Below are 25,462 nucleotides of genomic sequence, written 5' to 3' on the forward strand. Positions count from 1 at the left end.
TAACACCAAGATAAATTTTCGGAGAGGAGTAATTATTTGAGTAAATCACTAGCAAAAAAAGTCTCACCAGTATTCTGGATAACCATTGCAATTGTTGCAGCATCCGTCACATGGGGGGTTGCAGTACCGGATAACTTAAAAAGTGTAACCCAATCAATCAGAAATTATTTAGCCGTTCACTTTGGGTGGTATTACTTAATTGTGGTTGCGATCTTTGTGCTCTTTTGTATCTTTATGATCATTAGTCCTTATGGAAAGATGAAATTAGGAAAGCCAGATGATGAACCTGAATATAGTATGCCAACTTGGTTTGCGATGTTGTTTAGTGCAGGTATGGGGATTGGACTTGTGTTCTGGGGAGTAGCAGAGCCCGTTTCTCACTATGTAAAAAATGCACCTACAGCTGAAACAGGAACGCCAGAGGCTTTAAACGAGTCATTGAAATTCGTTTATTTCCATTGGGGCATTCATGCATGGGCGATCTATGCCATTGTCGCGATGACCTTAGCCTACTTCAAATTCCGTCGAGGGGCACCTGGACTTGTGAGTGCAACACTAACCCCTATTTTAGGGGAGAAGACGAAAGGGCCTATTGGGAAAACGATCGACGTTATTGCTATATTTGCAACGGTCGTAGGGGTGGCAACAACACTTGGTTTTGGTGCTGCTCAAATTAATGGAGGGCTCAACTTCCTATTAGATACACCAGACGAATTCTGGGTGCAGCTCGTGATCATCGGTGTTGTAACCGTTCTATTTATGATTTCAGCCTATACAGGTTTAAGTAAAGGAATTAAATATTTAAGTAATACGAACCTAATCCTTGCTCTGTTATTATTTGGTTTCGTATTAGTCGTGGGACCTACGTTAAACATTATGAATGTATTTACAGACACAATTGGGTCTTATATCAGAGACATTGGAAATATGAGCTTCAGACTTTCTCCGCAGAATGATGGGGAACAAACGTGGATTCAAAACTGGACGATCTTCTATTGGGCTTGGTGGATTGCATGGTCTCCATTTGTTGGGATCTTTATTGCACGTGTTTCAAAAGGCCGTACGATTCGAGAATTCTTAATCGGAGTACTAGTGGTTCCTTCTCTTGTAAGTTTTCTGTGGTTCGCAACATTTGGCATGTCAGCTATTAACGTCGAGCAGGCAGGGACAGCGGATATTGCTGGATTAGCCAGAGAACAAGCCTTGTTTGGAACGTTAATGGAATACCCATTAGGAACGATTACGTCCATTATTGCTCTTTGCCTAATTGGAACGTTCTTTGTCACTTCAGCCGATTCCGCTACATTCGTACTCGGAATGCAAAGTACAAATGGTTCTTTAAATCCTCCTAAAACAGTTAAATTTAGCTGGGGTATTGCTCAATCAGCTACGGCAGCGATTTTACTTTATACGGGCGGGTTACAAGGACTTCAAAACGCCTTAATCTCAGCAGCCTTCCCGTTCTCAATGATTATGCTAATGATGGCCTATTCATTCTATAAGGCTTTAACGGAAGATTATCAAGCGTTGAAGAAAGGTCAATCCGTTTCATCAAGCTCAGACCAATCAGCCAATACAGGATCGTAAAAGAAAACAAGCGCTTAGAGGATTTGTCCTCTAAGCGCTTGTTTCTCTTTTAGAAAGGCATCACGGTAAGGTGCCTTGTTACTTAATTAGTTTCTTAAGCCAGGAGCTTTGTTTAAATCCAAATGTTTCATGTGGAACGGTTAGTTCAAAAGCGAGCTGGTCTTTCTTTAAATTAAACGTTGATGCCCGGAGGCCTAGTTCATAACCTGGCTCAATTTGGGTAACCGCTACATATAGATTTTCTTCATCAGGATTTACGATAATCCATTCTGGCATTGGATAATTATCCTTGATATAGTCTAATACTTTCTTGTTTGGTAGATGAAGACGACCAAGTGTTATGGACTTTTGTTGCAACACCAGATCCCCGTTCTTCTGTACGACTGGATCGAATTTCATCGTTAATGGAAGTTCTTTATCAAAGGCAATAATAGTACCTGTTAACTCGACATCATCTTCTAGAGATACAGAATAATCAATGGACTGCTCATTCGATATCTCTACTAAATAACTATTAATGATTTGATTTAAGTTCTCTTTGCTCGACATCACCGTAAATTCAGCCCTCTTATCACTAAATGGCATCGATTTAGGTACAGGTCCTGATGAAGTGGGTAAATACACAAGTAAGAGAAGCCAGATAATAATTCCGGCATTAATCGTCGCTAAAATAAAGAATAACCATTTCCACTTGTTATTAATTTTAATCGCCTCAAACATATGACATCTCCAATCTAACTGATGTCTTTAAATTTCTTCTTCATTCTGATGTACAATTTCATCTTTCAAATAAGATAAGATCCGCTCAGCCATTAAGCGATACCCTTTAAGATTTGGATGAAAATTATCTTCGTAATAGAGATCTTCAGAGGATCCGCTGAACAAGTCTTTAATTGGAATATAGTTCACATTTGAATAACGGTCCACTACATCTTTACTAGTGCGGTTCCAGTCGTAAATGATTTGGTCAAGCTCTGGAATATCGCTGAAGTATTGTTCAAAGGGATTAAACAATCCTACTAAGTAAATATGAGCGTCCTCGTTTAAAGAACGAATCGTTTTAAATATGGAAGATAAACGATCCTCGTATTGAGGTAATTCCGATCGAAAGTCATCGTAGGCAAGTGAAGTGAAGTTGTTTTTAACAACTTTCATAATATCATTTGCCCCAATCGTAATGACTACGACGTCAGCTTCTTGTAGAGAGGCTGCAATTTCTTCCTCTTTTAGTCGATCTAATAATTGATCGGTTCGATTTCCTCGTTTGCCGAAATTCTGAATCTGAAAATCTTGGTTGTTCTCTTGTAACGTTTCTTCAATAATCCCTACATACCCACCGTTTCCTGAACTGTCTCCAACACCTTGGGTCAAGGAGTCTCCGATCGCTACAATATTTATATTATCTTTCACAAAGATTTCTTTTGCGCCTTCTAACACAGTAGAAACAGCTTCTTTAATTTCTTCTGTGATAGTCTTTTCTTCTTCTTCCTCTTCTTCAGCTATGGCTTGTATAGAAGATTCTTCTGTTCCATCTTGGGAAAGGGAAGAGTCACTGAGCCTTGCCTCATTTCCAACCCAATAGAATAGAATGATGAGGAAGCTGAATAAGAATATAATGGTTAACGCAATTCGTTTCATGTCGATCACACCTGACAATTATCGATTGTATCGTATCATAACATGCATTTTCATTTCTATATAGTGTAAATCGGCTATATATTACCTATATTATATGAGAAATGAGCCAACTCTTTACATACCTTTTCGAGTGAAATGAAAAAAAAACTGAGGTTAATGAGCACATTGAAAGTAAAAACGGGTATATGTCTTTAAATAGAACCAAATGAAGCAATCTTTTCTAGGCTCATCCAAAAAACAAGCCCATTTCGCTATAATGATCTGAAAAATAGAAAAATAAAGGATTGTCCAGTATTTGGTTCTTTTAGAAAAGCCTTATATAATGAACGTCATATTCAAATAATTACAGCAGAGGTGACCCGATACAATGTGCGGCATATTTGCCACAACAGGATCCGTAGAAACCAATAAGATGAACCAGATTTTAGAAAGTATGAAACATAGAGGCCCCGATGAAGGGAAGCATGTTCCGTTGAATGGATTTCACATAGGACATCAGCGATTATCAATTATCGGCCTAGAAGATGGCATTCAACCCATTCCAAATGAAGATCAATCAAAGTGGATTGTATGTAATGGTGAGATTTACAATTATGTAGAATTAAAACAGTCCTTAGCGAATAAGGTATCCTTCTCTACCCATTCTGATAGTGAGGTTGCGTTAAAGTTAATTGAAACAGAAGGAGTTAAAGGTATAGAAAAACTTGATGGTATGTTTGCTTTTGTCATTGTGGACGAAAGGAAAGATACGTTCGTGGCTGCCAGAGATACGTTAGGAATTAAACCGTTGTATTACGGAAAAGATGAGCAAGGAAATTACGTATTCTCTTCTGAATTAAAAACCTTATATCTTGTCACAGATGATGTTCAAGAGTTTCCACCTGGTACATATTATACACCAGAAACTGGATTCGTGAAGTACAGAAGAGTCCAGCAACCTAGTGAAATCAAGCAATCTTCACGTGAAGGGATGACAGCATCGATACGTCATCATCTAGAAGAAGCGGTTGAGAAAAGGCTTCTTGCTGATGTTGAGGTTGGTGTTCTCTTAAGTGGAGGGTTAGATAGTAGTTTAATCTCGGCCATTGCCGCTAAGAAAGCGAAATCAGAAGGGCGAACCATCAAATCTTTCTGTGTGGGCTCAGAAGGAAGCGAAGACATTGAACGTGCACGTGATGTTGCAGAAGCAATTGGCTCTGAGCACTACGAATATATCTATACACAAGAAGAGTTAGTGGAGGCGATCCCGCATGTGGTATACGCCCTTGAATCCTATGAGCCTTCTTTAGTGCGAAGCGCCATTCCAAATTACTTTGTTTCAAAACTTGCTGCTCAACACGTGAAAGTTATTCTTTCAGGAGAAGGGGCAGATGAACTGTTCGCAGGCTATGACTATATGAAGCAATTCCAAACAACAGAATCATTAAACGAGGAAATTATCCGTATCATCAATACCCTGCACAACATTAATCTGCAGCGCGGGGACAGAATGAGTATGGCTCACTCCCTCGAACTCAGAGTACCATTCTTAGATTTGGACTTAATTGAGACAGCTTTACAAATCCCGGCTGGGCAAAAGCTCCATACAGAAGAACAAATGGAGAAGACCATCTTAAGAGAGTCGTTTGATGGCGTACTTCCTGATTCCGTATTATGGAGAAAGAAAGAAGAGTTTTCAGCTGGTAGCGGAGCTTTAGATCTACTCGAAACCTATGCGAATGAGACCATTTCAGACGATGAACTCGCGCAACTACAAGACCAAGCCCCAGTTTCCATTCGTAGTAAACAAGAAGCTCTATTTTATCGATATTTCGTTCAATACTTCCCGGAACAATCAGCTTTAGAAACCGTCGGTAAATGGGCGACAGCTTAAAAACGTTTTTGTTTGCAGGTTCGATGTTTTACCTCCTTCGAGTTTGGGAACATATTGGTATAACTCAACACAAAAGAAGGAGCGATATACATGAGAGAATACACAGTAGCACCCAACAAAGACGCTAACGCATGGTATGTAAAGGTGGAGGATGTAGCTCCAACCGATCAGTATGCGAAGAAAGATGAAGCGATTGCTAAAGCAGAAGAAATGGCTCAAGAACATAAGCCAAGTAAGCTTTACATTCTAGATAAATACCACGAAATCGAAGAAGAACGCTCATTCTAAGCGTTGCATAAACGTAAAAGAAGCTGCCATCAGGCAGCTTCTTTTTTATTGGTTTTCTCTCTTTTAATGTATTCCATATGGATTAAGAATTGATCTGGATAGGTCCGTTCACCATTTTTGCGGAATGTAGAAAAACCTAAATTAGGGTGGTGAACGCTGAGAATTCTCAGCAAAGCTTAAGCAGCCGGGCCGATTCTCTCACTTTAATAAAGGGGGCTGGGGAACGGGGAGACTCCTGCGGGAGAAAGAGGTCGACGAGACCCCGCAGGGCACGAATTTTGCCCGAGGAGGCTCGACAGCTCGCCCGCGGAAAGCGAGTCGTTCCCCAGCCCCCTAAGCACTGTCAAACGCTTAGGCCCCAACCTTTTAAGCTTTGAGTCTTCTTGATCACTCCTCAATCCTTTTGAGGGGCTGGTCAGCCGGCCCCTCAAGAACCGTTCCATCATAAGAAAACCGCGAACCATGACAAGGGCAATCCCAAGACCGCTCCTCTTGATTCCACTCCACCTCACACCCAAGATGCGTACATGTAGTATCCACCACATGAGTATGCCCATCTTCATCTTTATAAGCACCAGCTTTTTGAGCCTTATGAATAACAGTCGCCCCTTTACCAGGACGGAGATCCTCAACCGACCGGGCTTGAAGATTCAACTTACCTGATAAGAACTGGGCTGCGACGTTCGCATTTTGCGTAACAAAATGCTTGATGCTAGGGTCTGCATAGAAGCGTGTAGGGGTAAACAGGTCTTCATAAGGATTGTTCTTTTCTTGAATCATATCCTTAAGCAATAAGGCTGCTGCAGTCCCGGTGGTCATCCCCCATTTTCGATAACCAGTAGCAACGAATAAGTTAGAATGGCGGGAGGTTAAGTGACCGATGTAAGGAACTTTATCTAACGTAATCAGATCTTGGGCTCCCCACTGATATAAAACGCCAGTAAGGTCAAAATGACGGCGCCCGAAATCTAGTAAAGCATCAAAGTGTTGCTTTGATGGTTTCCCTTGTCCTGTTTTATGACTCTCTCCTCCAATTAACACATACGACTGGTCTTTAAATGTAGTTGTTCTTAATGAACGTTTTGGATCGTCCGCACTCAAAAACATGCCATCAAGAGTTTGGTTCGTTTTAGCCGCTACAATATAGGAACGCTCGGCATACATGCGGCTGAAGAAGAACCCTTTTCCGTCATAAAAAGGGAAGTGTGAAGTGGAGACGATAGAGCCGCAGGTCACCTTTGCCCCATTTTTTGTTACGATGCGTGGGTTGGTGCCTTCTTCAATATCTGTTGCTACAGTATGTTCATAAATGTGAACATCTTTGTTCTCCATCTCTTTGACAAGGTAGTGTAAGTAAGAGAGTGGATTAAATTGTGCTTGATTTTCCATAACAATGGCTTTCTTTATAGAAAGATCAAGAGGGATCGTATCTAACCCCTTCCCAGGAATGTTCAGTGTCTCATAGGCTTTAGCCTCTAACTCGATTTTTCGTTTATTCTCCTCGCTAATCCCGTAAATATAAGCGTCTTCAGCTGAGAATTGACAGTCGATTTTATGTTCTCTGACGATACGTTCGATAAATTCAAGAGCCTCTTGATTGGCTCGGTAATAGGTCCGGGCTTGTTCAACTCCGAAGTGCTGAATGAGTTCATCGTAAATAAGGTCGTGTTGGGCGGTTATTTTAGCTGTCGTATGACCTGTAGTTCCTTGAAGGATTCGGTCGGCATCCAATAAAGCTACGCTTAGCCCTTCTTTAGAGAGCAGGTAAGCGAGTGTCACTCCCGTAATACCAGCCCCAACAATGCCCACATCTACCCTGATGTCTTCTTGAAGCGACTCAAATTCAGGCAAATCCGTTTGCTTCATCCACAACGTTTCTTCATTAGCTAAATGGCTGTTCTCTTTCATCATGCTCCTCCTTGGCATTCATTCTATTATGTACTATGCCGTGGAGGTGGGTGAACTATACCAAAAGGAAGGAAAAGGAACCAGTCGTTTTATCAGACAAAAGGCGGTAATGGATGTCATTACCCTGTTATTAGAGAAGCGGGTTTGCCGATATAGTAACCCTGAGCCACATCAATTCCAATCTCTGTAGCAACGTGAAGGTCTTCCGCTGTTTCGATCCCCTCCAATACAACAGTTGTATCTCCCTTAAAGTATTCCGTAAAAAGAGAAACGAGCTTTTGTTTCTTATCGTTTGAAGCTAGATCTGTGGCAAAGTAACGATCTAACTTCAGGTATTCTGGTTCCATTTCGACAGCCTTCTTTAAAGAGGTAGCCCCTTGTCCGAAATCATCTATCGCAAATTGAATACCCATTTTCCTTAGTAAAGCAATACGATTAGAAAGGAGGGGAGACTCCCACATGGATGCTTCCTCTTTCGCCTCATTCATTTCGAATACAATAGAAGGGCCAGATTGTGCATGCCGCTCTAACATGGAGACCATAAACCGAATGAAGTTAGGATGAAGGAGTGTGGACATAAACATATTTAAAAATAGTTTTTGATTGTGTGATTGATGAGAGTAGTGTGCAAAAGCTTTCTCAATGGATACGGTATCAAGTTTATAGAGAATATTTGATTCCTTAGCAGTTTTAAAAAGTGCTTCAGGATTGGATTGAATCGTGGAGCGAAGCAAAGCTTCATATCCGTAAATTGCATCATCGGCCAGGTGGTGAAGGGGCTGATAATAGTGAAATAAACGATCTTTCTGTAGAAGTTCAAAAATATTCATAAAATCCCCCGTGTTCATAGAGTAGTAGAACTGATTTGCTTCTTTATACGAACGAGATCTCTAGATTAATGAATGGTCATTCAATAGAAGAAATAAAAAAACCTCATTGAATAACATCAATGAGGCCGGTTGCGCTACTAGCTCGACCAACCATAAGCGCCCAAGTACAGATTGGTTTCAAGGCTTCCTGTCATATTATGTAGAAACTAGTACTATTATCATAGCAATATTTGCTTAGCAAATAAAGGCTAATAGTTTTAATTTTTTTACAATTTACACATTCCCTTTAAAACATCATACATTCACATCGGTTAAAAAGGCTAAGAGACCATCCACCATCGCGGTTCTTAGCCCAACCATCATTACCACAATAAATTGAAAAGGCGATCTTTTATCAGATTGGTTTCGATTGGGCATGCTTGAGCATTCCGCCCGTATTCCCATCCCCATACATTGGCCTTGCAAGAAGGTTTGGACGGTGCATATTTAGGAGCTTTTCTGGCTCTTGTCACACCTGGTGCCGGCTGGGCGCTCCACAGTATAGACTGTTTAGCTACTTTTTCATTTTTTGAGACGGCTTTACAAAAAGCGTCATTAAAGTTCCCACGTAACGGGTCACAATAAAAGCCGGGAACATAGCCAGAAGAAGTCATCCCCTCTACATATCCCCGAATCCATGATTCATCGATGCCGTGGGACGAATCGATCCTTGCAAACAGAACCGTTTCTTTTGGGAAATCCAATCGTCTCGCATGGAAAACGGCATTCTGAGCAATCACTTTTCCTTTTCGAAACCCTTTTGACTCGGTAAAATTATTATAAATGGCCATAACTCTTGTGCCACTATTGTGCAGACGTTCAATTTCAGACACGGTAAGGCCTTCCGACACATTCGGAACGGTGGATAAATAGCGTGCCCAGTATTTTGGTTTTCCGTAATTCTTTAGTACACAATCATATAATTCTTGAGTGGCTTCCTGTGAAGAACCCACACCCCATTGATAAGCCATGTTGTGCTCCTCTCTGCATCAGAAAAAACTTCCAATGTAAACGTTGAACGACTAATATAGAACCTATACATATCCTATTCAAAAGAAGGAAGTAGGTGTTTCACATGAGTATTTATCTTTTGTTTTCCTTTCTTGTGGCTGCAGTTGTTCTCACGCTAATGCCTGGTCCTGATAATTTATTCGTATTAGCACAGAGCATTTCTCAGAATAAAAAAGCAGGAATCGCTACAACATTGGGTCTTTGTACGGGCATTCTCGTTCATACCACAGCAGCGGCTCTTGGGATTACAGCCCTTGTATATCAATCGTCACTCGCGTTCATGATCGTAAAATATGCCGGTGCAATTTATTTATTGTATTTAGCGTGGCAAGCGTTCCGGGAAGAGGGAGAAGACCTGCAAGTCGAGTCAAGGCAACGCCTTGATTATAAGAAGTTATATAAACGAGGCGTCCTAATGAATGTACTTAACCCGAAAGTTTCGTTGTTCTTTCTGGCTTTATTCCCTCAGTTTATTGACCGTTCAACAGATGCCTTTGGAGTTCCTTATCAAATGATCGGACTCGGAATCATATTTATGGTGCAAGCCTTTCTTATATTTTCAGCCATTAGTTTCTTCTCTGAGAAACTCGGAAACTGGATATCAAGAGTTCCCCGAATTGGGAGAAGGTTAAATATAGGAAAAGGAATCTTATTAGGTGTAATCGGCATTAGTCTTGTATTTGGAGAAAAGTCTTAGCAACAAAGGGTAGAAGGGAGAGAAATCAGTGGATGTACTTCTCTTAAGTTCTGTAGCCATAACAGTCTTATTCAGTGGTTTAGCTTACATACTGGGGAAGCAGGGGTCCATATGGTCAGTAATAGTTCCCTGCGTGGTAATGGCAATCGGGCTTTTAACCATCGTAGCCGCGTTTATCGCAGGTATAAGTGATGGGATTGGGATTGCACTTGGGGTTATAGGAGGAGCCATTTTTTTCTCTTCCTTCCTCCCTTTTTTCATAGCCCTCGCATTCTTCTCTTCGCGTAATTTATATAATGAGCGAAAATAACAGGAACCCTTTTAATACAGCCTTTATAAAAGGGGGTCTGTTAAAGTTGGTTGTTGATTTTTACACGTCACATAGTCCCTAATATGGAGCGCCGGAAAGTGGAATAGTTCCGTTAGCGTTAGTTAGAGCGTAAGGTGGTTCGGGAAATCACTCGCTTTCCGCGGCCCCACATGAGGTGGGGTCGTTCGACGTTGGCGATTGACGTGACTGTCTTAGTCGAACTTCATTATTCCCTTAAAAGCCTCCCCGCTGGAACTAGACTGGCTCCTTATGCCGCAGGAGTGTCGCAATTTCCCGAACCACCTTTGCCATATTTAGAAAAACGGAAACATGCCATATGAGGAAGTAGAGTGTTGAATCTACGCTACAATTCAGCTGTAGGGCCGTCTCATCAATCTTAGATAAGGGGTGTCTGGGGAACGAGGAGACTCCTACGGGAGAAAGAGGTCGACGAGACCCCGCAGGGCACGAATTTTGCCCGAGGAGGCTCGACAGCTCGCCCGTGGAAAGCGAGTCGTTCCCCAGACATCCCAAGCACTAGCCAACAAAGACGGCCCCATCTACACTTAAATGTCTCAGCTTTGGGTATCGAACAAGTCTATATAATAACAATACTAAACTTTAACAGAGCTATAAAATAAAAAGAAAACGCTTTCATTTTATAAGAAGATCCCATATGATGTGGATAGAAGGCTTAGAGGTAAAAAGGGGGAGACTACAATGGGGAAGAAAGAACACAAGTTTGAAACAAAGGTCATTCATGGGGGCTATGATTCAAAAGATTTTTTAGGGAGCCTATCAACGCCGCTGTTTCAAACATCAACTTTCACATTTGATAGTGCAGAACAAGGGGAAAATCGATTCGCAGGAACAGAAGATGGTTATGTGTATTCAAGGTTAGGCAACCCGACTGTCCGTGCGCTTGAGGACCGGATTGCCCAGCTTGAAGGCGGGGAAGCTGGGTTAGCATTTGGATCGGGGATGGCAGCTGTTTCAGCCGTGTTAATCGGGCTGACTAAAGCAAATGACCATATCCTTTGTTCCCGTGGAGTATATGGGTGTACATTCGGCTTATTATCCATGATGGAAGAAAAATATAACATCACAACGTCCTTTTCTACGATGAACACAGAAGAAGAGGTTCGCTCTTTGATTCGGCCGGAGACAAGTTGTATCTATGTTGAAACACCAATCAATCCAACCATGGAGCTGATTGATTTAGAAATGGTAGCCAAGGTGGCGCAGCAGGAAGGGATACCAGTTGTGGTCGATAATACATTTGCGACCCCCTATTTACAGAAGCCCCTTCTTTTAGGTTGTGATTTTGTTCTTCACAGCGCTACGAAATATATCGGAGGTCATGGCGATGTGGTGGCTGGTCTCTTAGTAGGAAAGCAAGACAGGATTCAACAGCTGGCAATGACCACTCAGAAAGATATAGGAGGAATTATTTCTCCGTTTGATGCATGGCTCTTATTAAGGGGACTGAAGACGCTTCCTGTCCGTATGGATCGTCACTGCGCCAATACGGAGAAGATCGCCGCTCGTTTAAAGGATCACCCCTTTGTGAAAAATCTCTATTATCCAGGAGATGCAGAACACGAGGATTATGAAATTATGAAGAAACAGATGAAAAGCGGGGGAGGCCTTATTTCCTTTGAATTAAAAGGAGGGAAACAGGAAGCGCAAGCCTTCTTAAACCATCTCACCTTTATTAAGAAAGCGGTTAGCTTAGGTGATGCTGAATCTCTCATTCAACATCCAGCTACCATGACCCATTCTGTTGTACCAGAAGAGGTAAGAGAGATGATGGGCATTACAAACTCTTTAATCAGACTATCCGTTGGACTTGAGGCGTGGGAAGATATTTGGGAAGACCTCCACCAGGCACTCAACAAAGTGCAACAACCCAACACCATATAAACCATGAAAGGACCTTAAAAAGGTCCTTTTTTTAGTGCGGTAAAGCAGGAAAGGGTGTCAGACACGCGTTAGTCCTTTAGTGTATGAATGCATGTATGGCACGCTAGAGTTGAAGTTTGGTCTTGCGCTATTTTCTAAAATTGCGTAACATTGGATTTCGTAACCAGGTGTTCAGCAAGTAGAGAAAGTACATCGAGAGAGGGTGGATGCATGTGGTTGCGTCTAGTCACCAGGTAATGGGGATCACTTGGGGGATCGGTGCGATTACGTTATACAACATGTTCGACGTAATCCCGGACAAGATGTTTGCAACGGTGTTGTTCTTTGCAGCGGTTGTGATTGGATCGTTAATTCCGGATATTGATACACCGAAGTCCAAGCTTGGCGGCCCATTTGAGAAATGGGGATTTATGCTAGTTGTGTGTTTAGTGGGAGTGGAGATTTTAACGCCAGGACTTAATCAGGCAGTTCAGTTTTTGCTAATGATATTATCTCCATTATTATTTGTGTTCTCAGGGCATCGAAAGTTTACTCATTCTATAGCTTTCATTGCTTTGATGACATCTTACAGTTATATGCTTCACATATACTTAGATATTCCGTTATTTTACTTAGCTGGCTTTCTAACAGGGATTGTATCGCATTTGTTCGGCGATTTCCTCACCAAAATGGGTATACCGATCCTTTATCCGTTTAGTAAGCGGTATTACCGTTTTTTAATCACGTTTAAAACGGGTTCAAAAACAGAACAGAGTATTACAGCTGCATTAGTCGTGTTAAATATTATTATCCTAACACGCAATGTATTAGGATAATGAAAGAGAGTAGCCTTTATGAAAGGTTACTCTCTTTTTCTTGTGTTCTAGCTCTCTTGTATAGGAATAGTCCCATTAAGCTCTTATCAGCATCCGATCAAGAGCTAGTTTCGCATACTCACCAATGTCCTTCTCTACATGAATTAGGTTATGGGGTTCACCGTTTTCAATAGCCTCGAGACACCAGGCGAGGTGAGGGAGGTCAATGCGGTTCATGGTTAAGCAAGGACACATATTTGGATTGAGAGAGATGATGAGTTTATCGGGGTGTTCTTGAATAATCCTGTTCACTAAGTTCATTTCAGTACCGATTGCCCAAGAGCTTCCCTCAGGGGCTGATTCTATGGTTTGAATAATGTGGTTCGTGGAACCGGAATCATCTGATAGGGCTACCACTTCACGGCGGCATTCAGGGTGAACAATAATGTTCATATCCGGTTCTGTTTCTCGTAAGTGTTCAATATTTTGAACAGTGAAATTCTCATGAACGGAGCAATGCCCTTTCCATAAGATGACACGAATTTCATCTATATTGCCCTCGTATAACAGTTGCTCTGCTAGGGGATCCCAAACCGCCATTTGTTCGAGAGGAATCCCTAAATCATAGGCTGTATTTCGCCCTAAGTGTTGGTCTGGAAGGAAAAGAATACGCTCTTTCTGTGTAAACGCCCATTCAACCATCGCCTGGGCGTTAGAAGACGTGACAGTAGCACCACCATACTTCCCAACAAAGGACTTTATAGCAGCCGTAGAGTTGACGTACGTAAGGGGTAAGATGGTGTCTTGAAAATGGGAATGAAGTGCGCTCCACGCCTTCTCGGTTTGCTGAAGGCTTGCCATATCGGCCATCGAGCAGCCAGCGCGCATATCTGGGAGGTACACATGTTGGTTGGGCTGGGTTAGAATATCTGCCGTTTCAGCCATAAAGTGCACCCCGCAAAAGACGATCGCTTCAGCATCTTGGTTCTCGGCAGACAGCTGTGCCAGTTTCAATGAATCCCCGCGTGCATCTGCAAATTGAATGACTTCATCTTTCTGGTAATGGTGTCCTGGTAAGAAAAGACGATTTCCCATGCGGCTTTTTACTCCGCGGACACGCTCCTCAAGTTCTTCTGTCGTCATCTCTTTATACCGATCCGGCAGGGTAGGGTGCTTTTGCTCTACCGCTTCAAATAAATTCATGCATTTGCCTCCTTTAATGAATCGTCGCGTTGACGCTTATGTCTAATGAAGAAACCGAGTGCGTCAGGCACCCGAGTGAAATATAATCGACTCCCGTGTTGCGGTACTCTGCCAGGTTTTCTAAAGATATACCTCCCGAGGCTTCGGTGGTAATAGATGAGGGAATCAACTTCCTTAAGTATTGAATCGATTCAGGTGTCTGGTTATCCAACATGATACAGTCGACCTGAGCTAGGATCGCTTCTCTTACCTGGGCTTCTGATTCTGCTTCAACTTCAATTTTGATCATATGTCCGAGTTCTTGCCGGATCCGGTTGACAGCCTCGGTAATCGAACCAGCGAAAGCAATATGGTTATCCTTTATCATGACAGCATCGTATAGGCCGTTACGGTGATTGAAACCACCACCTGTACGCACCGCGTATTTCTCTATCATTCTAAGACCTGGCGTTGTTTTCCGAGTATCACAAATCCGGGTATGACTGCTATTTAAGGTGGATACAGCTCGCGAGGTCATGGTCGCGATTCCGCTCATACGCTGGATAAGGTTTAAAATAACCCGCTCTCCTTTTAATAAAGAAGCCATGTTCCCACTTGCAGATGCCAAGATTTGTCCTTTGGCGATTCTATCTCCGTCCTGACAATAAAGGGTGACTTCAAGAGAAGGATCCATCATATGATAACCTTCTAGAATAATAGATCCCCCGCAAAATAACCCACTTTCTTTAGCGGTAAATTGTACTTCTCCGGTGGAGTGATTTCCGAATAGTGTATCGCTCGTTCGATCTCCGTCTCCAATATCCTCTATAAAAAATTGTTCAAGTAAGGGCCGTAGCTTGATGGTATTCATCCCTGTCTCCTTTCTGCTTGTTGAGCTCGTGATGGATATGAACATCCACCCAGGATTTCTTCTCAAATGGAATATCACTCCGAAAATGGCCACCTCGGCTCTCTTCGCGGCTGAGGGCAGAGGTGGTGATCAGTTTTGCCGTTGTAAGCATAAACAATAGGGTCAACTGTTCTTTGCTAACAGCGCTCCCGACATATTGGGACGGAAGATTGAGCGGAAAACGTTCAAGCCATTGCTTTAAGTTCTCTAAACCTTCTTTGGTGCGAACGATCCCAGCGCCCTTCATCATTCGGTCTTGAAGTTCCCTAAGCTCGGGCAGCTCTTTATGGGGGCGTGGATGATACGTCTCTGTTATAGGGTGTAACTTAGGTGTTGGGATTGAAGGTAGGTGATGAGCCAGCCGTTTACCGTACACAAGCCCTTCTAATAGTGAATTGCTAGCGAGACGATTAGCGCCGTGAATCCCTGTGCAGGCTACTTCACCAATCGCGAATAACCCAGGTATAGACGTTGCTCCGACAAGGTCTGTTTCCACCCCGCCCATAATAAAATGTGCCCCTGGCGCAACTGGAATTTTACCTTCCTCGAGTGGAATGCCATGTTCAAGACAAAGGCGCGTAACCGTAGGGAACCGTTCAGAGAACTTTGAGATCTCACTAATCTCCACATAAACGTCGTGTCCATCTTCCATTTGGTTATAGATGGTTTGTGCCACGATATGTCGGGGGGCCAAATCTTTCAAAGGATGAACGTGTTCCATAATCCGTTCTCCCGTCTCGTTCACGAGGTATCCCCCTTCTCCTCTCACGGCCTCAGAAACAAGTCCTTTTGTTTCCCCGTTTATATAAAGGAGCGTGGGATGAAATTGAATAAACTCCATATCCGTTAGCTTCGCTCCAGCCTGATAGGCCAATGCCAGGCCATCTCCTGTAGCAGAAGCGGCATTTGATGTGTACGAAAAGAGCTGGCCACATCCCCCTGTTGCAAGGATGGTATGGGAAGCAAGAAACGTTTGCAGCGTTCCATCTGGGCCGAGTGCTTGTGCTCCCTTACACGCCCCATCCTCATCCATAAGGAGTGAACTAGCCATTGTATCCTCCATGATTGAAACATGGTCACCAACATGGCTGCGTAAGCACTCTACAATCGCTTTCCCTGTCTGGTCGCCTCCTCCATGCACAATTCGCTTATGGCTATGGGAACCTTCCATTCCTAACAGGAGCTCTCCCTCTCTTGTTAAATCAAAGGTGCAGCCTTGTTGTTGTAAACTTCGAATAATGTCTGGAGCCTCTTTCGTAAGGTGTAGAACAGCATCTGTCCGGTTGGTGAAACGTCCGGCTTCCAAAGTGTCGATATAATGATGAAAGGGGGAGTCCTCGGGAGAGAGGGCTGCTGCAATGCCTCCTTGAGCATAAGGAGAGTTTCCTTCCCCGATCGATGACTTTGTGAGAACAATCACATTCATGTCCTTATTAAGATGTGTGACAAGCTGTAAGGCGGCAATACCGCTTCCGATAATTAATACGTCCGCTTGTTTCAATGTTGAAATCCCTCCTGTTTTAACAGGTGTCTTGACACTTATATTTACACAGAATTAAACTAATGACAAGAGTTTTATCCGGATTTTAGAAAGGGTGAGAACATTGAAGGGATATTTTGACTATGCTGCCTCCTGTCCGATCGATGAGGAGGCTCTTGAAACGTATGTTAAAGCTTCAAGGGAGTATGTGGGAAATAGTACGAGTTTACATGATGCGGGGACAAAGGCCAGTCGTCTCATAGAACATTGCCGGGAGACGCTTTCTCATCTTATTGGGGGAGAGGCGAAGGGTGTCTACTTTACAAGCGGGGGAAGTGAGGGGAATTTTCTAGCCTTTCAAGCACTGTTGTCTGCCCATAAGGGACGTCATATTGTACTTTCAGAAGGGGAGCATGCCTCTGTTAGAAATGCAGCTTTGAAATTTGAAGAACAAGGTTACAACGTCAGTCACGTACCTCTGACAAGCGAAGGGGTGGTGGATATTGGTATCTTAAAGGCTCTTGTCACAAACGATACAGCCCTTGTTTCAATCCATCACGTGAATAGTGAAATTGGAACGGTACAGCCATTAGAGGAGATTGCGGCGATTTGCAGGGGATCCGGGGCCTTCTTCCACAGTGACTGTGTTCAGTCATTCGGGAAGCTTGACCTGAGCCAGGTGACACAATATGTAGATGGATTAACCCTTTCAGGACATAAAGTGTATGGCCCAAAAGGAGTAGGGGCCCTTTATTTATCCCCCCTATATACGTATCAGCCGTTCCTTCCAAATGGAGTTCATGAAGCTGGGATGCGTGCTGGAACACTGAATGTTCCTGGTATTGCGGCATTTACGGTAGCAGCAGAAAAATGCGTGAACACCATGGCTATATTTCAAGAAAAGTTCGCTGCATGGAAGCATGTCATTGAAAGGGATCTTTCGAGGGTTCCTGGTAAAGTCGAGATTGTCCCTTCTGACCAAAGGGTTCCGATCATGGGCCTTCTCGTTCACCGATTAGAAGGTCAGTGGCTTATGCTTGAAGGGAATCGAGCAGGCTTTTGCTTCTCTACGGGTACAGCTTGTCAGGTTGGATCTCAGAAGCCATCTCGAACATTACTCTCTATGGGGAAAACAGTGGACGAAGCCAGAACGTTTATCCGACTCTCGTTTGGACATGATCAAACCTTAGAAGATGTGAAAGAACTTTCTGATTGGTTACGTAGGGTAATCGAAGAGAGAGCGGCGGCTGTGGTACAATAACGTCAAAGTTGAAAGAAGGAGCAAAAGCATGAGCGAACAGCGAAAAATTTTAGGTGAAGAAAGAAGACAGCTTTTATTAAGCATCTTAAAAGATCAGGGTACGCCGGTTAAAGGTGGAGAACTGGCTGAGCGCACGAATGTAAGCCGCCAGGTCATTGTGGGGGACATTTCTCTGTTAAAGGCTAAAAACGAACCCATAATTGCAACGAGCCAAGGGTATTTATATATGAAGGATAAGCCGAGTGAAGTGTATGAGCGGACGGTAGCGTGTATTCACTCTCCTGAAGAGACGAAAGAGGAGCTGAATATCCTTGTTGACCACGGGGTTGTCATTAAGGATGTTTCAGTCGAACATCCGGTTTATGGAGACTTAACAGCAACCCTGCGAATATCCAATCGGAAAGAAGTAGAAGATTTTGTACAACAAGTAACCTCAAAGAAAGCTTCCTATCTGTTAGAGCTAACAGGCGGCATTCATATGCATACCATCACGGCTAAAAATGAGAACCACCTCCAGGAAGCTGTTGAGGCTCTCGGGGAGAGAGGGTTTCTGGCCGATGAATGATCGGTTCTTTTGAGCGTCGTGTGATCAACATTTTAATGCACACTAAGAAATGTGATCTGTAACGTCCTTGTCTAATTAAGATGATGCTAAAACAGCCGCTTTGCTTTTTTCATTAGAGGTTGTTACGCTTAAATACTGAGTATGTACTTATGAACGAAACAAAAGGACGTGAACAGTCATGCAGCAAACAGTTGGATTTATTGGTTCAGGTAAGATGGCCCAGGCGATGATCGGAGGGATGGTCGGGGCCGAGGTGATCCCGAAAGATCAAATTATAGCAAGCGCTCTTACGCCTGCTACTCTCGATCATGTCTTCGAACGGTTCGGTATTCAAACCAACCATGATAACCGAGCGATTGCAGAAGTAGCTGATATTCTAATCCTTGCCGTGAAACCTTATTCTTATGAAGCGGTTATTCACGAAGTGCGTCATTCCGTGAAGGATGAAGCAATCGTTATCACCATTGCCCCAGGCATTTCCTCCTCAGATATTGAGAAAGCCTTCGGAAAAGAAGTGAAAGTGATACAGGCTATGCCGAATACACCATCTCTTGTACAAGAGGGAATGACAGCTATTTCACCAAATAAACAAGTCGCGAATGCTGAACTCTCAGTCGTAGTTGAACTCCTTGAAAGCTTCGGGAAAGTTGAGATTCTGAGTGAAGAACAAATGAAAGCTGTTCCTTCCATTAGTGGCTCGTCCCCGGCCTATGTATATATGCTGATTGAGGCAATGGCTGACGGTGGCGTGCGACAGGGGCTCACGCGTGATCAATCCTATCGTATGGCATCGCAAGCGGTTCTTGGAGCGGCGAAAATGGTACTCGAAACAGGCAAGCATCCTGGAGAGTTAAAAGATGAAGTCTGCTCCCCAGGAGGGTCCACAATCGAAGCGGTTGCTCGTTTGGAGGATGAAGGACTACGGGGGGTTCTTCTATCTGCTATGGAAGCCTGTACGGATAAAGTAAATAAAATGAGTGAATAAGAGCTGCCTTAAGGGCGGCTCTTTTTTTCGCGTTTGAGGGGGAGAATCATCTTACCCAGACTTTTTCCTTTAAGTGTAAATAGTAGGAGTAATCATCTTTATAAATTTCGAGTATCGAAATATAATAAAGATTACTTAGGAGGCTAAGTAATGGACCGCAATATAGAAAATTTATTAGGTTACCACATTAACGTCGTTTCCCATTTTATACAAAATCAATACAATCAAAAGCTCTCAGAATACGGCCTGACGTTAGCGCAAGCGAAGGTGCTTTACTTCTTGTCTGAGCACGGGGAGCAGGCTCAAAGTGAGATGCAGAAGCGCTTGTATATTAAAGGCTCTTCGATGAATGGGCTAGTAGACTCAATGTTAAAAAAAGAGTTAATCCTGAAGCAACAAAGCAAAGAGGATCGGCGAACCAAACTAATTTCTTTGACGGAAAAAGGAAGAGAGATAGATGGTCAGCTTTGGAATTTAATCAATGGAACAGAAAGCCAACTTGGAGAGGGATTTACACCTGAAGAGCAGCAAAAGATGATTTCCTGGCTTAAAAAGATGAAGCAAAACGTGGAATCTTCACAAGAAGAATAAATTAGAGGGGGAAATGGGATGAAACAACAAAGTCAACGGCTTGGCACAGAGCCAATTCCGAAGTTATTGTTTAATCTCTCAGTGCCAGCCATGATCGGAATGCTCGTTATGGCACTGTATAACGTAGTAGATACGTTATTTATCGCAAGAGGGGTAGGAATTGACGGGGTAGCAGGTGTCAGCATTAGTTTTCCAATTATGATGATTATCATGGCCATTGCAGCAGCTGTAGGGATCGGGGGAGCTTCTGTTGTCTCAAGACGCCTTGGTGAAGATCGTCAACAGGACGCAAATGAGGTCTTAGGTAATCTTGTTATTATGATTGCTGCGGTGAGCGTAGTGTCCATAATTGGCGCTTTTACGTTCATGGAGCCTTTACTTACTGTATTCGGTGCAACGCCGGATATTTTACCATATGCCAAAGAGTATCTGTTTCCTATTATGCTTGGGTCGATCTTTTTCGGTTTTGCTTTTGCATCCAATAACATCATCCGGTCAGAAGGCAATTCTCGTTTTGCCATGATTACGATGATTATTCCGGCGGTATTAAATACGATTCTGGACCCGATTTTTATTTTTGGTTTAGACATGGGGGTTCGTGGTGCGTCTATTGCTACAGTGATTTCCCAAGCCTCTGTAACGATTGTTGTACTGCGCTATTTCACATCAGGGAAAAGCTCCCTTGATGTAGGGCTGGAGTACTTTAAAGCTCGCTTTGACTTGATGAAAGAAGTACTAGTGATTGGGTTCCCTGCCTTCATACGTCAAGTAGGGGGGAGCGCAATGATGATTGCGATCAATGCCATGCTCATACGGTATGGAGGTTCATTTGAAGTTGGAGTCTTTGGGATTGTTCAAAAGGTCACCATGCTTGCTATTATGCCTATGATTGGCGTCTTGCAGGGGATGCAGCCTATTATCGGATACAATTACGGAGCGAAACAGTTTGGGCGGTTACGTGAGATTATTTGGCTCGGGTTAAAAGTTGCTACTGTAATCTCTGTCATTGTCTTTGTTGTGATGATGGCTTTCCCAGAAGCTCTTATGAAAATTTTCACTGGGGATCCTGCTGTTATTGAGTCGGGTGCTTTATCGATGCGAGTGATTTTTGCATTAGCTATTCTGATCGGAGCGCAAGTTGTGAGTGGAGGCCTTTATCAGGCCCTCGGTATGGCGAAGCCTGCATTCATTCTCTCTGTGGCCCGCCAAGTCATGTTCTTGATCCCGCTTGTCCTGGTGCTGCCTACCATGTTTAACCTGGGAGTAACCGGTGTGTGGTTAGCCTTTCCGTTATCAGACTTGCTGGCGTTTATCTTATCTGTGTTTTTCCTCTATAAAGACCGAGACCTATTCTTTAAAGCTAAAGATGATGAAAATAATGAAGTCTATGAACCAGTACAACCCTCAACAACCACTTAAAAAGACGCCCCAAAAAGGGCGCCTTTTTTTAGTGCGGCACTTTACCGTATTAAAGGGTGTCTGACACCCTTTCTTTCGCTAAAGCATTAATTTGGTTAGTACGGGTTGCTTTCGGAGTTTTTGGATTCTATTTTTCTGCGTACGGTGGCGGGATTGGTGTTGCTGTATTGTTTGGTATCATGACCGCCTGTTGTCTTGGCCATGTATTCTTCTACTTCTTTGTAACTCATCCCGGAATTTGCGTTCCGTGCTTTTACGTCATCTACGTTCGTTGGTTGATTACGATGCTTAGCCACTTCTGTTCACCTCCTTTAAGCATTAACATAAACAGATCAGCAAGTTTTATCCGATAGGCTGAAATGTGTTGCCATGTTTATAAGGGTTCATAAAATGGGGTATAAGGGCAGTAGATGATGTATTGGAGGGTTCGTATGAGAGATGCTCAAGTCACCATCATAGGTGCAGGACTATCAGGAATTATGGCGGCTCGAACGCTGCGATTAAACGGAGTTGAAGATGTTCAGCTTATAGACAAAGGGAAAAGTGTAGGAGGACGGTTAGCTACACGACGAATAGAAGGTGGGAAAGCGGATCATGGCGCTCAATTCTTCACAGTACGCTCTCAAGAGCTACAGCAATACGTAGAAGATTGGAGAGAGAAAGGCTGGATTAAGCATTGGTTTGGCGATCCGTATCCTAGATACACAAGTGTAGACGGAATGAATACGTTGGCAAAAAGGCTAGCGGAAGATTTGGACCCAGAGCTTAACACGCGTATAACAAGCATTAAAGAATCCATTGGTGGATTCCAACTAACTTCAGAAGAAGGAAATACCTGTACCACTGGGGCTCTTATCATTACTTGTCCCCTCCCACAGACCGTTACACTTCTGGAAGAGAGTCGTGTTTCCTTTGATCCTGAGAAATTTAATCAAATCAAGAACGTTTCTGTATCACCTGCTTTCGTGGGCTTGTTTGAGGTAACGGGAGAAACCACAATCCCGTCATCTGGCCATGTTGATAAAGGGCTCCCGGAAGGTGTGGAAAGAATGGTTGACCACTATAAAAAAGGGATATCTGATAAACGAATAATCAGTATATATATGGATAGCGAATGGAGTGAGACCCATTTCGAGCAGGATGAGGAGGAAGTTACTCGTCTCATCAAAGATTTGGGAAAAGAATTTATACCGTTCGAATCGATCCGTTCTGAACAACTCAAACGATGGAGGTATGCGCAATCTGCTCAAGTCATTAGCCAACCATTCTTAAACCTCCATGACGCTTTGCCTTTATTTATTGCAGGAGATACCTTTTTGTATGAAGAGGATGAGACCGCTCGTACTCGATTTGAGAGTGCGTTCCGCTCAGGAATCGCTGCTGGTGAACACGTAAGTGGGTTAGTGAAACAGTTATGAGACTTGGTTTCCAAGTCTTTTTTTTGTGGAAATAATGATCACAGATGGATGAGTGTGAGATAAGTAGGGTTTTGAAAGGGATTACAATTTTAAAGTTTTGATATGTAAAGAAAAGGAAATACAACAGTAAAATAGGGTGGTGATTTAATATGGAATAAAGAAGAAGTACTCAATTTTCTATTAAACTATTTCTTCTTAAAAGGTTGCTAAGTATAATGAAAAGATAGAATAAACCGAAACAAATTTACAGAATACTTAATTTGGAGTGAAAACCTATGTTGATGGAATTTTTAGAGTGGGTCAGTAAAGGCTTATGGGGCTATATTCTGATTGCTGTCTTGCTTGGGGTTGGACTCTATTTCACAGTCATCACGCGCTTTATCCAGTTTCGCTTATTTGCCGAAATGTTTCGTGTTTTGTTTGAGAAAGAGTCAATAAAAAATGATGGTCGTGGAACATCGGCCTTTCAATCTTTTACTATTAGTACGGCTTCCCGTGTTGGGACAGGGAACCTCGGCGGTGTCGCACTTGCCGTTTCTGTTGGGGGACCAGGAGCTGTATTTTGGATGTGGATCATCGCCTTATTAGGGTCTGCAACCAGTTTTGTAGAGAGCACACTTGCTCAAGTGTACAAAGTGAAAGATGAAGATGGGTATCGAGGCGGCCCGGCTTATTATATGGAAAAAGGCCTGAATAATCGAAAACTTGGTATAGCTTTCGCCATTATTATTACATTTACGTATGGTCTTGTCTTTAGTGCGGTGCAATCAAATACGATTCGCTTAGCTTTTGAAGAGTCTTTTTCTGTTAATAAAGTCTTAATGGGGGTTCTTCTTGTTATTGGGTCTGCTGCTGTGATCTTTGGTGGCATTCAACGTATTGCAAAAGTTACCCAGATTTTTATTCCAGTTATGGCCATTCTTTATTTGATGCTAGCTGGCTATGTTTTAATTACAAATATAGGTGCCATACCAGATATGTTCGTTCTGATTTTCCAGAATGCATTTGGTATTGAGGAAGTAGCAGGGGGTGCCTTTGGTGCAGCGATCCTAAACGGTATTAAACGTGGTTTATTCTCCAATGAAGCCGGTATGGGTAGTGCGCCAAACGCAGCAGCAGCTGCGGAAGTTTCTCACCCAGCTAAGCAAGGTCTGATTCAAACGCTTGGTGTATTTGTCGATACAATTTTAATCTGTTCTGCTACAGCGTTTATCATTATTTCCTCTGGGGACCCATCTACTTATATGAATCTAGAAAACGCGGTGGGTATACAAATTACTCAACAAGCGTTTGAGACTCACATTGGTTCTTGGGCTAATACGTTCGTAGCGATTGCGATCTTGTTCTTTGCCTTCAGTTCGATTATTGGGAACTACTATTACGGGGAAACGAACATGCAGTTTATTAAGAATAGTCCTAAACGAATCTTTTGGTACCGTCTTGCAGCGCTAGCAATGGTCTTCTTTGGAGCTATGGCTAAACTTGATCTTGTCTGGCTTTTAGCAGACATTACAATGGGGATTATGGCGCTGATTAACTTATACGCTATTGTCCGGCTTTCGGGAGTGGCCAAAGAAGTGTTGCTGGATTATCGAAGCGATCGAAAGAAAGAACACAAAACGAAATTCTCCAAACAGCAAATTAAAAACAAAGAAGGCATCAGCCTCTGGGAATAAGAACGACTACAAGTGCCAGACATCCTTTAACTGAGTAAAGGGTGTCTGGCACGCTTTTTTGCTCTACATCATTAAAGAGAGGCTGCTTTCATTCGGAAGCAGCCTCAATAGAGGGGGAATTGGTATGAAATTATCTATTTTACCAGTCGTTCTCTTTCATTTATGTGAAAAGGGGAATGGCAAGCTTCCCCTTTTATTTGAAGGAGAGGTTAGAACGAAATTTTTTCTTTTAAGTCTTTATTTTTAATGTTGATTTCAGCATTGTTCATAATGTCAGAAAGCTCATTAGGATTCGCTTGTCTATTTAGAAGCTCTGTCTTTAATTGATCTTTCATCTCATCAAATGTACCGATCGATGACGTGTCTTCTTTCTCTCGTTTGTCTGTTACTTTAATAATGTGATACCCATAATCGGATTTTACAGGCTCGCTCACCTTCCCGATTTCAAGATCATAGGCAGCTTGTTCAAACGGCAAGACCATATCTCCTGTTGAGAAGTAGCCAAGGTCTCCGCCTTTCTCAGCTGAACTAGTGTCAGTAGAGTATTCTTTAGCTAATTCGGCAAAATCTCCGCCATTATTGAGCTTGTCGATTACTTCATTTGCTGTCTTTTCATCTTCCACTAAAATATGTTTTGCTTCTACTTCTTGCTTCATATTCTCATAGTAATCTTTTACTTGTTCATCCGTTACTTCTACTCCCTGGGTCGTTGCTTTTTCTTTTTGGAGTTGCGTTTTTAGGAATTCTTTAAACTGAGCTTCGTCTTTGAATCCGTTCTGTTGCAAAGCGGATTCGAATTGTTCTCCATAAGAGTCTTTCACTTTATCCACTTCAGCTTGGACTTCTTTCTCAGATACAGAGAAGTCTTCTGAAAGAACAGTGTCATAGAGCATTTCTTTCAGAACAGCATCCCCGTATTGATCAACGAGCTTATTATAAAACTCATCTTTTGTAATGTTTCCATTAGCGGTTTCAGCAACTACGTCCCCATCAGCTGAGGCATTGCTGCAGGCCGAGAGCGTTAAAGCTCCCAGCGCTGCCACACAAAATCCAATTACTTTCTTTTTCATCATCGTA

24 protein-coding genes and 1 riboswitch are annotated in these 25,462 nt (G+C 42.8%); of the genes, 14 read left to right on the plus strand and 10 right to left on the minus strand.

What is annotated here, in order from left to right; translation table 11 throughout:
* The first annotated feature begins 36 nt into the window (after positions 1-36).
* Complete coding sequence (locus LQ226_RS18455) at positions 37-1,587, plus strand: glycine betaine uptake BCCT transporter (protein WP_231419516.1); 1,551 nt, start codon at positions 37-39, stop codon at positions 1,585-1,587.
* 78 nt (positions 1,588-1,665) lie between these two features.
* Here LQ226_RS18455 and LQ226_RS18460 read toward each other — a convergent pair whose 3' ends face one another.
* Positions 1,666-2,307 carry a YpmS family protein gene (locus LQ226_RS18460; protein ID WP_231419517.1) on the minus strand — a complete coding sequence of 214 codons (642 nt, stop codon included), beginning with the start codon at positions 2,305-2,307 and terminating at the stop codon, positions 1,666-1,668.
* A 27-nt stretch (positions 2,308-2,334) separates the two neighbouring features.
* Positions 2,335-3,225, minus strand: a complete 891-nt coding sequence (locus tag LQ226_RS18465; RefSeq protein WP_231419518.1) for an SGNH/GDSL hydrolase family protein — start codon at positions 3,223-3,225, stop codon at positions 2,335-2,337.
* Between the two features lie 367 nt (positions 3,226-3,592).
* On the opposite strand from LQ226_RS18465, the gene asnB reads away from it, so the two are divergent.
* Positions 3,593-5,098 (plus strand): asparagine synthase B, encoded by a 1,506-nt coding sequence (asnB, locus tag LQ226_RS18470; protein WP_231419519.1) that lies wholly within the window; start codon positions 3,593-3,595, stop codon positions 5,096-5,098.
* Between the two features lie 90 nt (positions 5,099-5,188).
* Entirely contained in the window at positions 5,189-5,386 is a 198-nt protein-coding gene (locus tag LQ226_RS18475) for a DUF2188 domain-containing protein (protein ID WP_231419520.1), read from the plus strand.
* A gap of 387 nt (positions 5,387-5,773) precedes the next feature.
* On the opposite strand, the gene LQ226_RS18480 is transcribed toward LQ226_RS18475, so the two are convergent.
* The 3 genes from LQ226_RS18480 to LQ226_RS18490 form a co-directional block, all read right to left on the minus strand.
* On the minus strand, positions 5,774-7,294 hold the full coding sequence (locus LQ226_RS18480; RefSeq protein ID WP_370635535.1) for an FAD-dependent oxidoreductase: 1,521 nt from the start codon (positions 7,292-7,294) through the stop codon (positions 5,774-5,776).
* Positions 7,295-7,413: 119 nt separating this feature from the next.
* A complete protein-coding gene (locus LQ226_RS18485; RefSeq protein WP_231419522.1) occupies positions 7,414-8,124 on the minus strand; it encodes an EAL domain-containing protein in 711 nt (236 codons plus the stop codon).
* Between the two features lie 114 nt (positions 8,125-8,238).
* Positions 8,239-8,321: riboswitch (cyclic di-GMP riboswitch) on the minus strand.
* Between the two features lie 165 nt (positions 8,322-8,486).
* Positions 8,487-9,134, minus strand: a complete 648-nt coding sequence (locus LQ226_RS18490; RefSeq protein ID WP_231419523.1) for a glycoside hydrolase domain-containing protein — start codon at positions 9,132-9,134, stop codon at positions 8,487-8,489.
* Between the two features lie 104 nt (positions 9,135-9,238).
* Here LQ226_RS18490 and LQ226_RS18495 point away from each other — a divergent pair, with 104 nt between their 5' ends.
* The 4 genes from LQ226_RS18495 (at position 9,239) to LQ226_RS18510 (ending at position 12,919) form a co-directional block, all read left to right on the plus strand.
* Positions 9,239-9,871: a LysE family translocator gene (locus LQ226_RS18495; protein ID WP_231419524.1), complete on the plus strand. Its 633-nt coding sequence runs from the start codon at positions 9,239-9,241 to the stop codon at positions 9,869-9,871.
* Between the two features lie 28 nt (positions 9,872-9,899).
* A complete protein-coding gene (locus LQ226_RS18500) occupies positions 9,900-10,181 on the plus strand; it encodes a hypothetical protein (RefSeq protein ID WP_231419525.1) in 282 nt (93 codons plus the stop codon).
* Positions 10,182-10,901: 720 nt separating this feature from the next.
* Positions 10,902-12,104, plus strand: a complete 1,203-nt coding sequence (gene megL / locus LQ226_RS18505; RefSeq protein WP_231419526.1) for a methionine gamma-lyase — start codon at positions 10,902-10,904, stop codon at positions 12,102-12,104.
* 212 nt (positions 12,105-12,316) lie between these two features.
* The gene (locus LQ226_RS18510; protein ID WP_231419527.1) at positions 12,317-12,919 is read left to right on the plus strand and encodes a metal-dependent hydrolase; all 603 of its coding nucleotides are present in this window, start codon (positions 12,317-12,319) and stop codon (positions 12,917-12,919) included.
* A gap of 75 nt (positions 12,920-12,994) precedes the next feature.
* Here the strand turns inward: LQ226_RS18510 and nadA are convergent, their stop codons facing one another.
* The 3 genes from nadA to nadB are packed head-to-tail and all read right to left on the minus strand — an operon-like array spanning position 12,995 to position 16,491.
* Positions 12,995-14,101, minus strand: a complete 1,107-nt coding sequence (nadA, locus tag LQ226_RS18515; protein WP_231419528.1) for a quinolinate synthase NadA — start codon at positions 14,099-14,101, stop codon at positions 12,995-12,997.
* Between the two features lie 13 nt (positions 14,102-14,114).
* Entirely contained in the window at positions 14,115-14,951 is an 837-nt protein-coding gene (nadC, locus tag LQ226_RS18520; RefSeq protein ID WP_231419529.1) for a carboxylating nicotinate-nucleotide diphosphorylase, read from the minus strand.
* Positions 14,920-16,491: an L-aspartate oxidase gene (nadB, locus tag LQ226_RS18525; protein WP_231419530.1), complete on the minus strand. Its 1,572-nt coding sequence runs from the start codon at positions 16,489-16,491 to the stop codon at positions 14,920-14,922. Before nadB ends, nadC begins: the two co-directional genes overlap by 32 nt.
* Positions 16,492-16,585: 94 nt before the next feature.
* On the opposite strand from nadB, the gene LQ226_RS18530 reads away from it, so the two are divergent.
* From LQ226_RS18530 to LQ226_RS18550, 5 genes are all read left to right on the plus strand, one after another.
* Positions 16,586-17,731, plus strand: coding sequence for an IscS subfamily cysteine desulfurase (locus LQ226_RS18530; RefSeq protein ID WP_231419531.1), 1,146 nt, complete (start codon positions 16,586-16,588; stop codon positions 17,729-17,731).
* A 28-nt stretch (positions 17,732-17,759) separates the two neighbouring features.
* Positions 17,760-18,296, plus strand: coding sequence for a transcription repressor NadR (locus tag LQ226_RS18535; RefSeq protein ID WP_231419532.1), 537 nt, complete (start codon positions 17,760-17,762; stop codon positions 18,294-18,296).
* Between the two features lie 178 nt (positions 18,297-18,474).
* Positions 18,475-19,281: a pyrroline-5-carboxylate reductase gene (gene proC / locus LQ226_RS18540; RefSeq protein ID WP_231419533.1), complete on the plus strand. Its 807-nt coding sequence runs from the start codon at positions 18,475-18,477 to the stop codon at positions 19,279-19,281.
* A 150-nt stretch (positions 19,282-19,431) separates the two neighbouring features.
* Complete coding sequence (locus LQ226_RS18545) at positions 19,432-19,872, plus strand: MarR family winged helix-turn-helix transcriptional regulator (RefSeq protein ID WP_231419534.1); 441 nt, start codon at positions 19,432-19,434, stop codon at positions 19,870-19,872.
* An 18-nt stretch (positions 19,873-19,890) separates the two neighbouring features.
* Complete coding sequence (locus LQ226_RS18550) at positions 19,891-21,291, plus strand: MATE family efflux transporter (protein ID WP_231419535.1); 1,401 nt, start codon at positions 19,891-19,893, stop codon at positions 21,289-21,291.
* Between the two features lie 95 nt (positions 21,292-21,386).
* Here LQ226_RS18550 and LQ226_RS18555 read toward each other — a convergent pair whose 3' ends face one another.
* Positions 21,387-21,587, minus strand: coding sequence for a gamma-type small acid-soluble spore protein (locus LQ226_RS18555; protein WP_231419536.1), 201 nt, complete (start codon positions 21,585-21,587; stop codon positions 21,387-21,389).
* Between the two features lie 135 nt (positions 21,588-21,722).
* On the opposite strand from LQ226_RS18555, the gene LQ226_RS18560 reads away from it, so the two are divergent.
* Both LQ226_RS18560 and LQ226_RS18565 read left to right on the plus strand, forming a co-directional pair.
* Positions 21,723-22,709, plus strand: a complete 987-nt coding sequence (locus LQ226_RS18560; protein ID WP_231419537.1) for an NAD(P)/FAD-dependent oxidoreductase — start codon at positions 21,723-21,725, stop codon at positions 22,707-22,709.
* A gap of 281 nt (positions 22,710-22,990) precedes the next feature.
* Positions 22,991-24,385: an alanine/glycine:cation symporter family protein gene (locus tag LQ226_RS18565; RefSeq protein ID WP_231419566.1), complete on the plus strand. Its 1,395-nt coding sequence runs from the start codon at positions 22,991-22,993 to the stop codon at positions 24,383-24,385.
* Between the two features lie 209 nt (positions 24,386-24,594).
* Here LQ226_RS18565 and LQ226_RS18570 read toward each other — a convergent pair whose 3' ends face one another.
* Complete coding sequence (locus tag LQ226_RS18570) at positions 24,595-25,458, minus strand: peptidylprolyl isomerase (RefSeq protein ID WP_231419538.1); 864 nt, start codon at positions 25,456-25,458, stop codon at positions 24,595-24,597.
* Positions 25,459-25,462: the final 4 nt, after the last annotated feature.

It is taken from the genome of Pontibacillus sp. HN14 (assembly GCF_021129245.1).
GTDB lineage: Bacteria > Bacillota > Bacilli > Bacillales > BH030062 > Pontibacillus.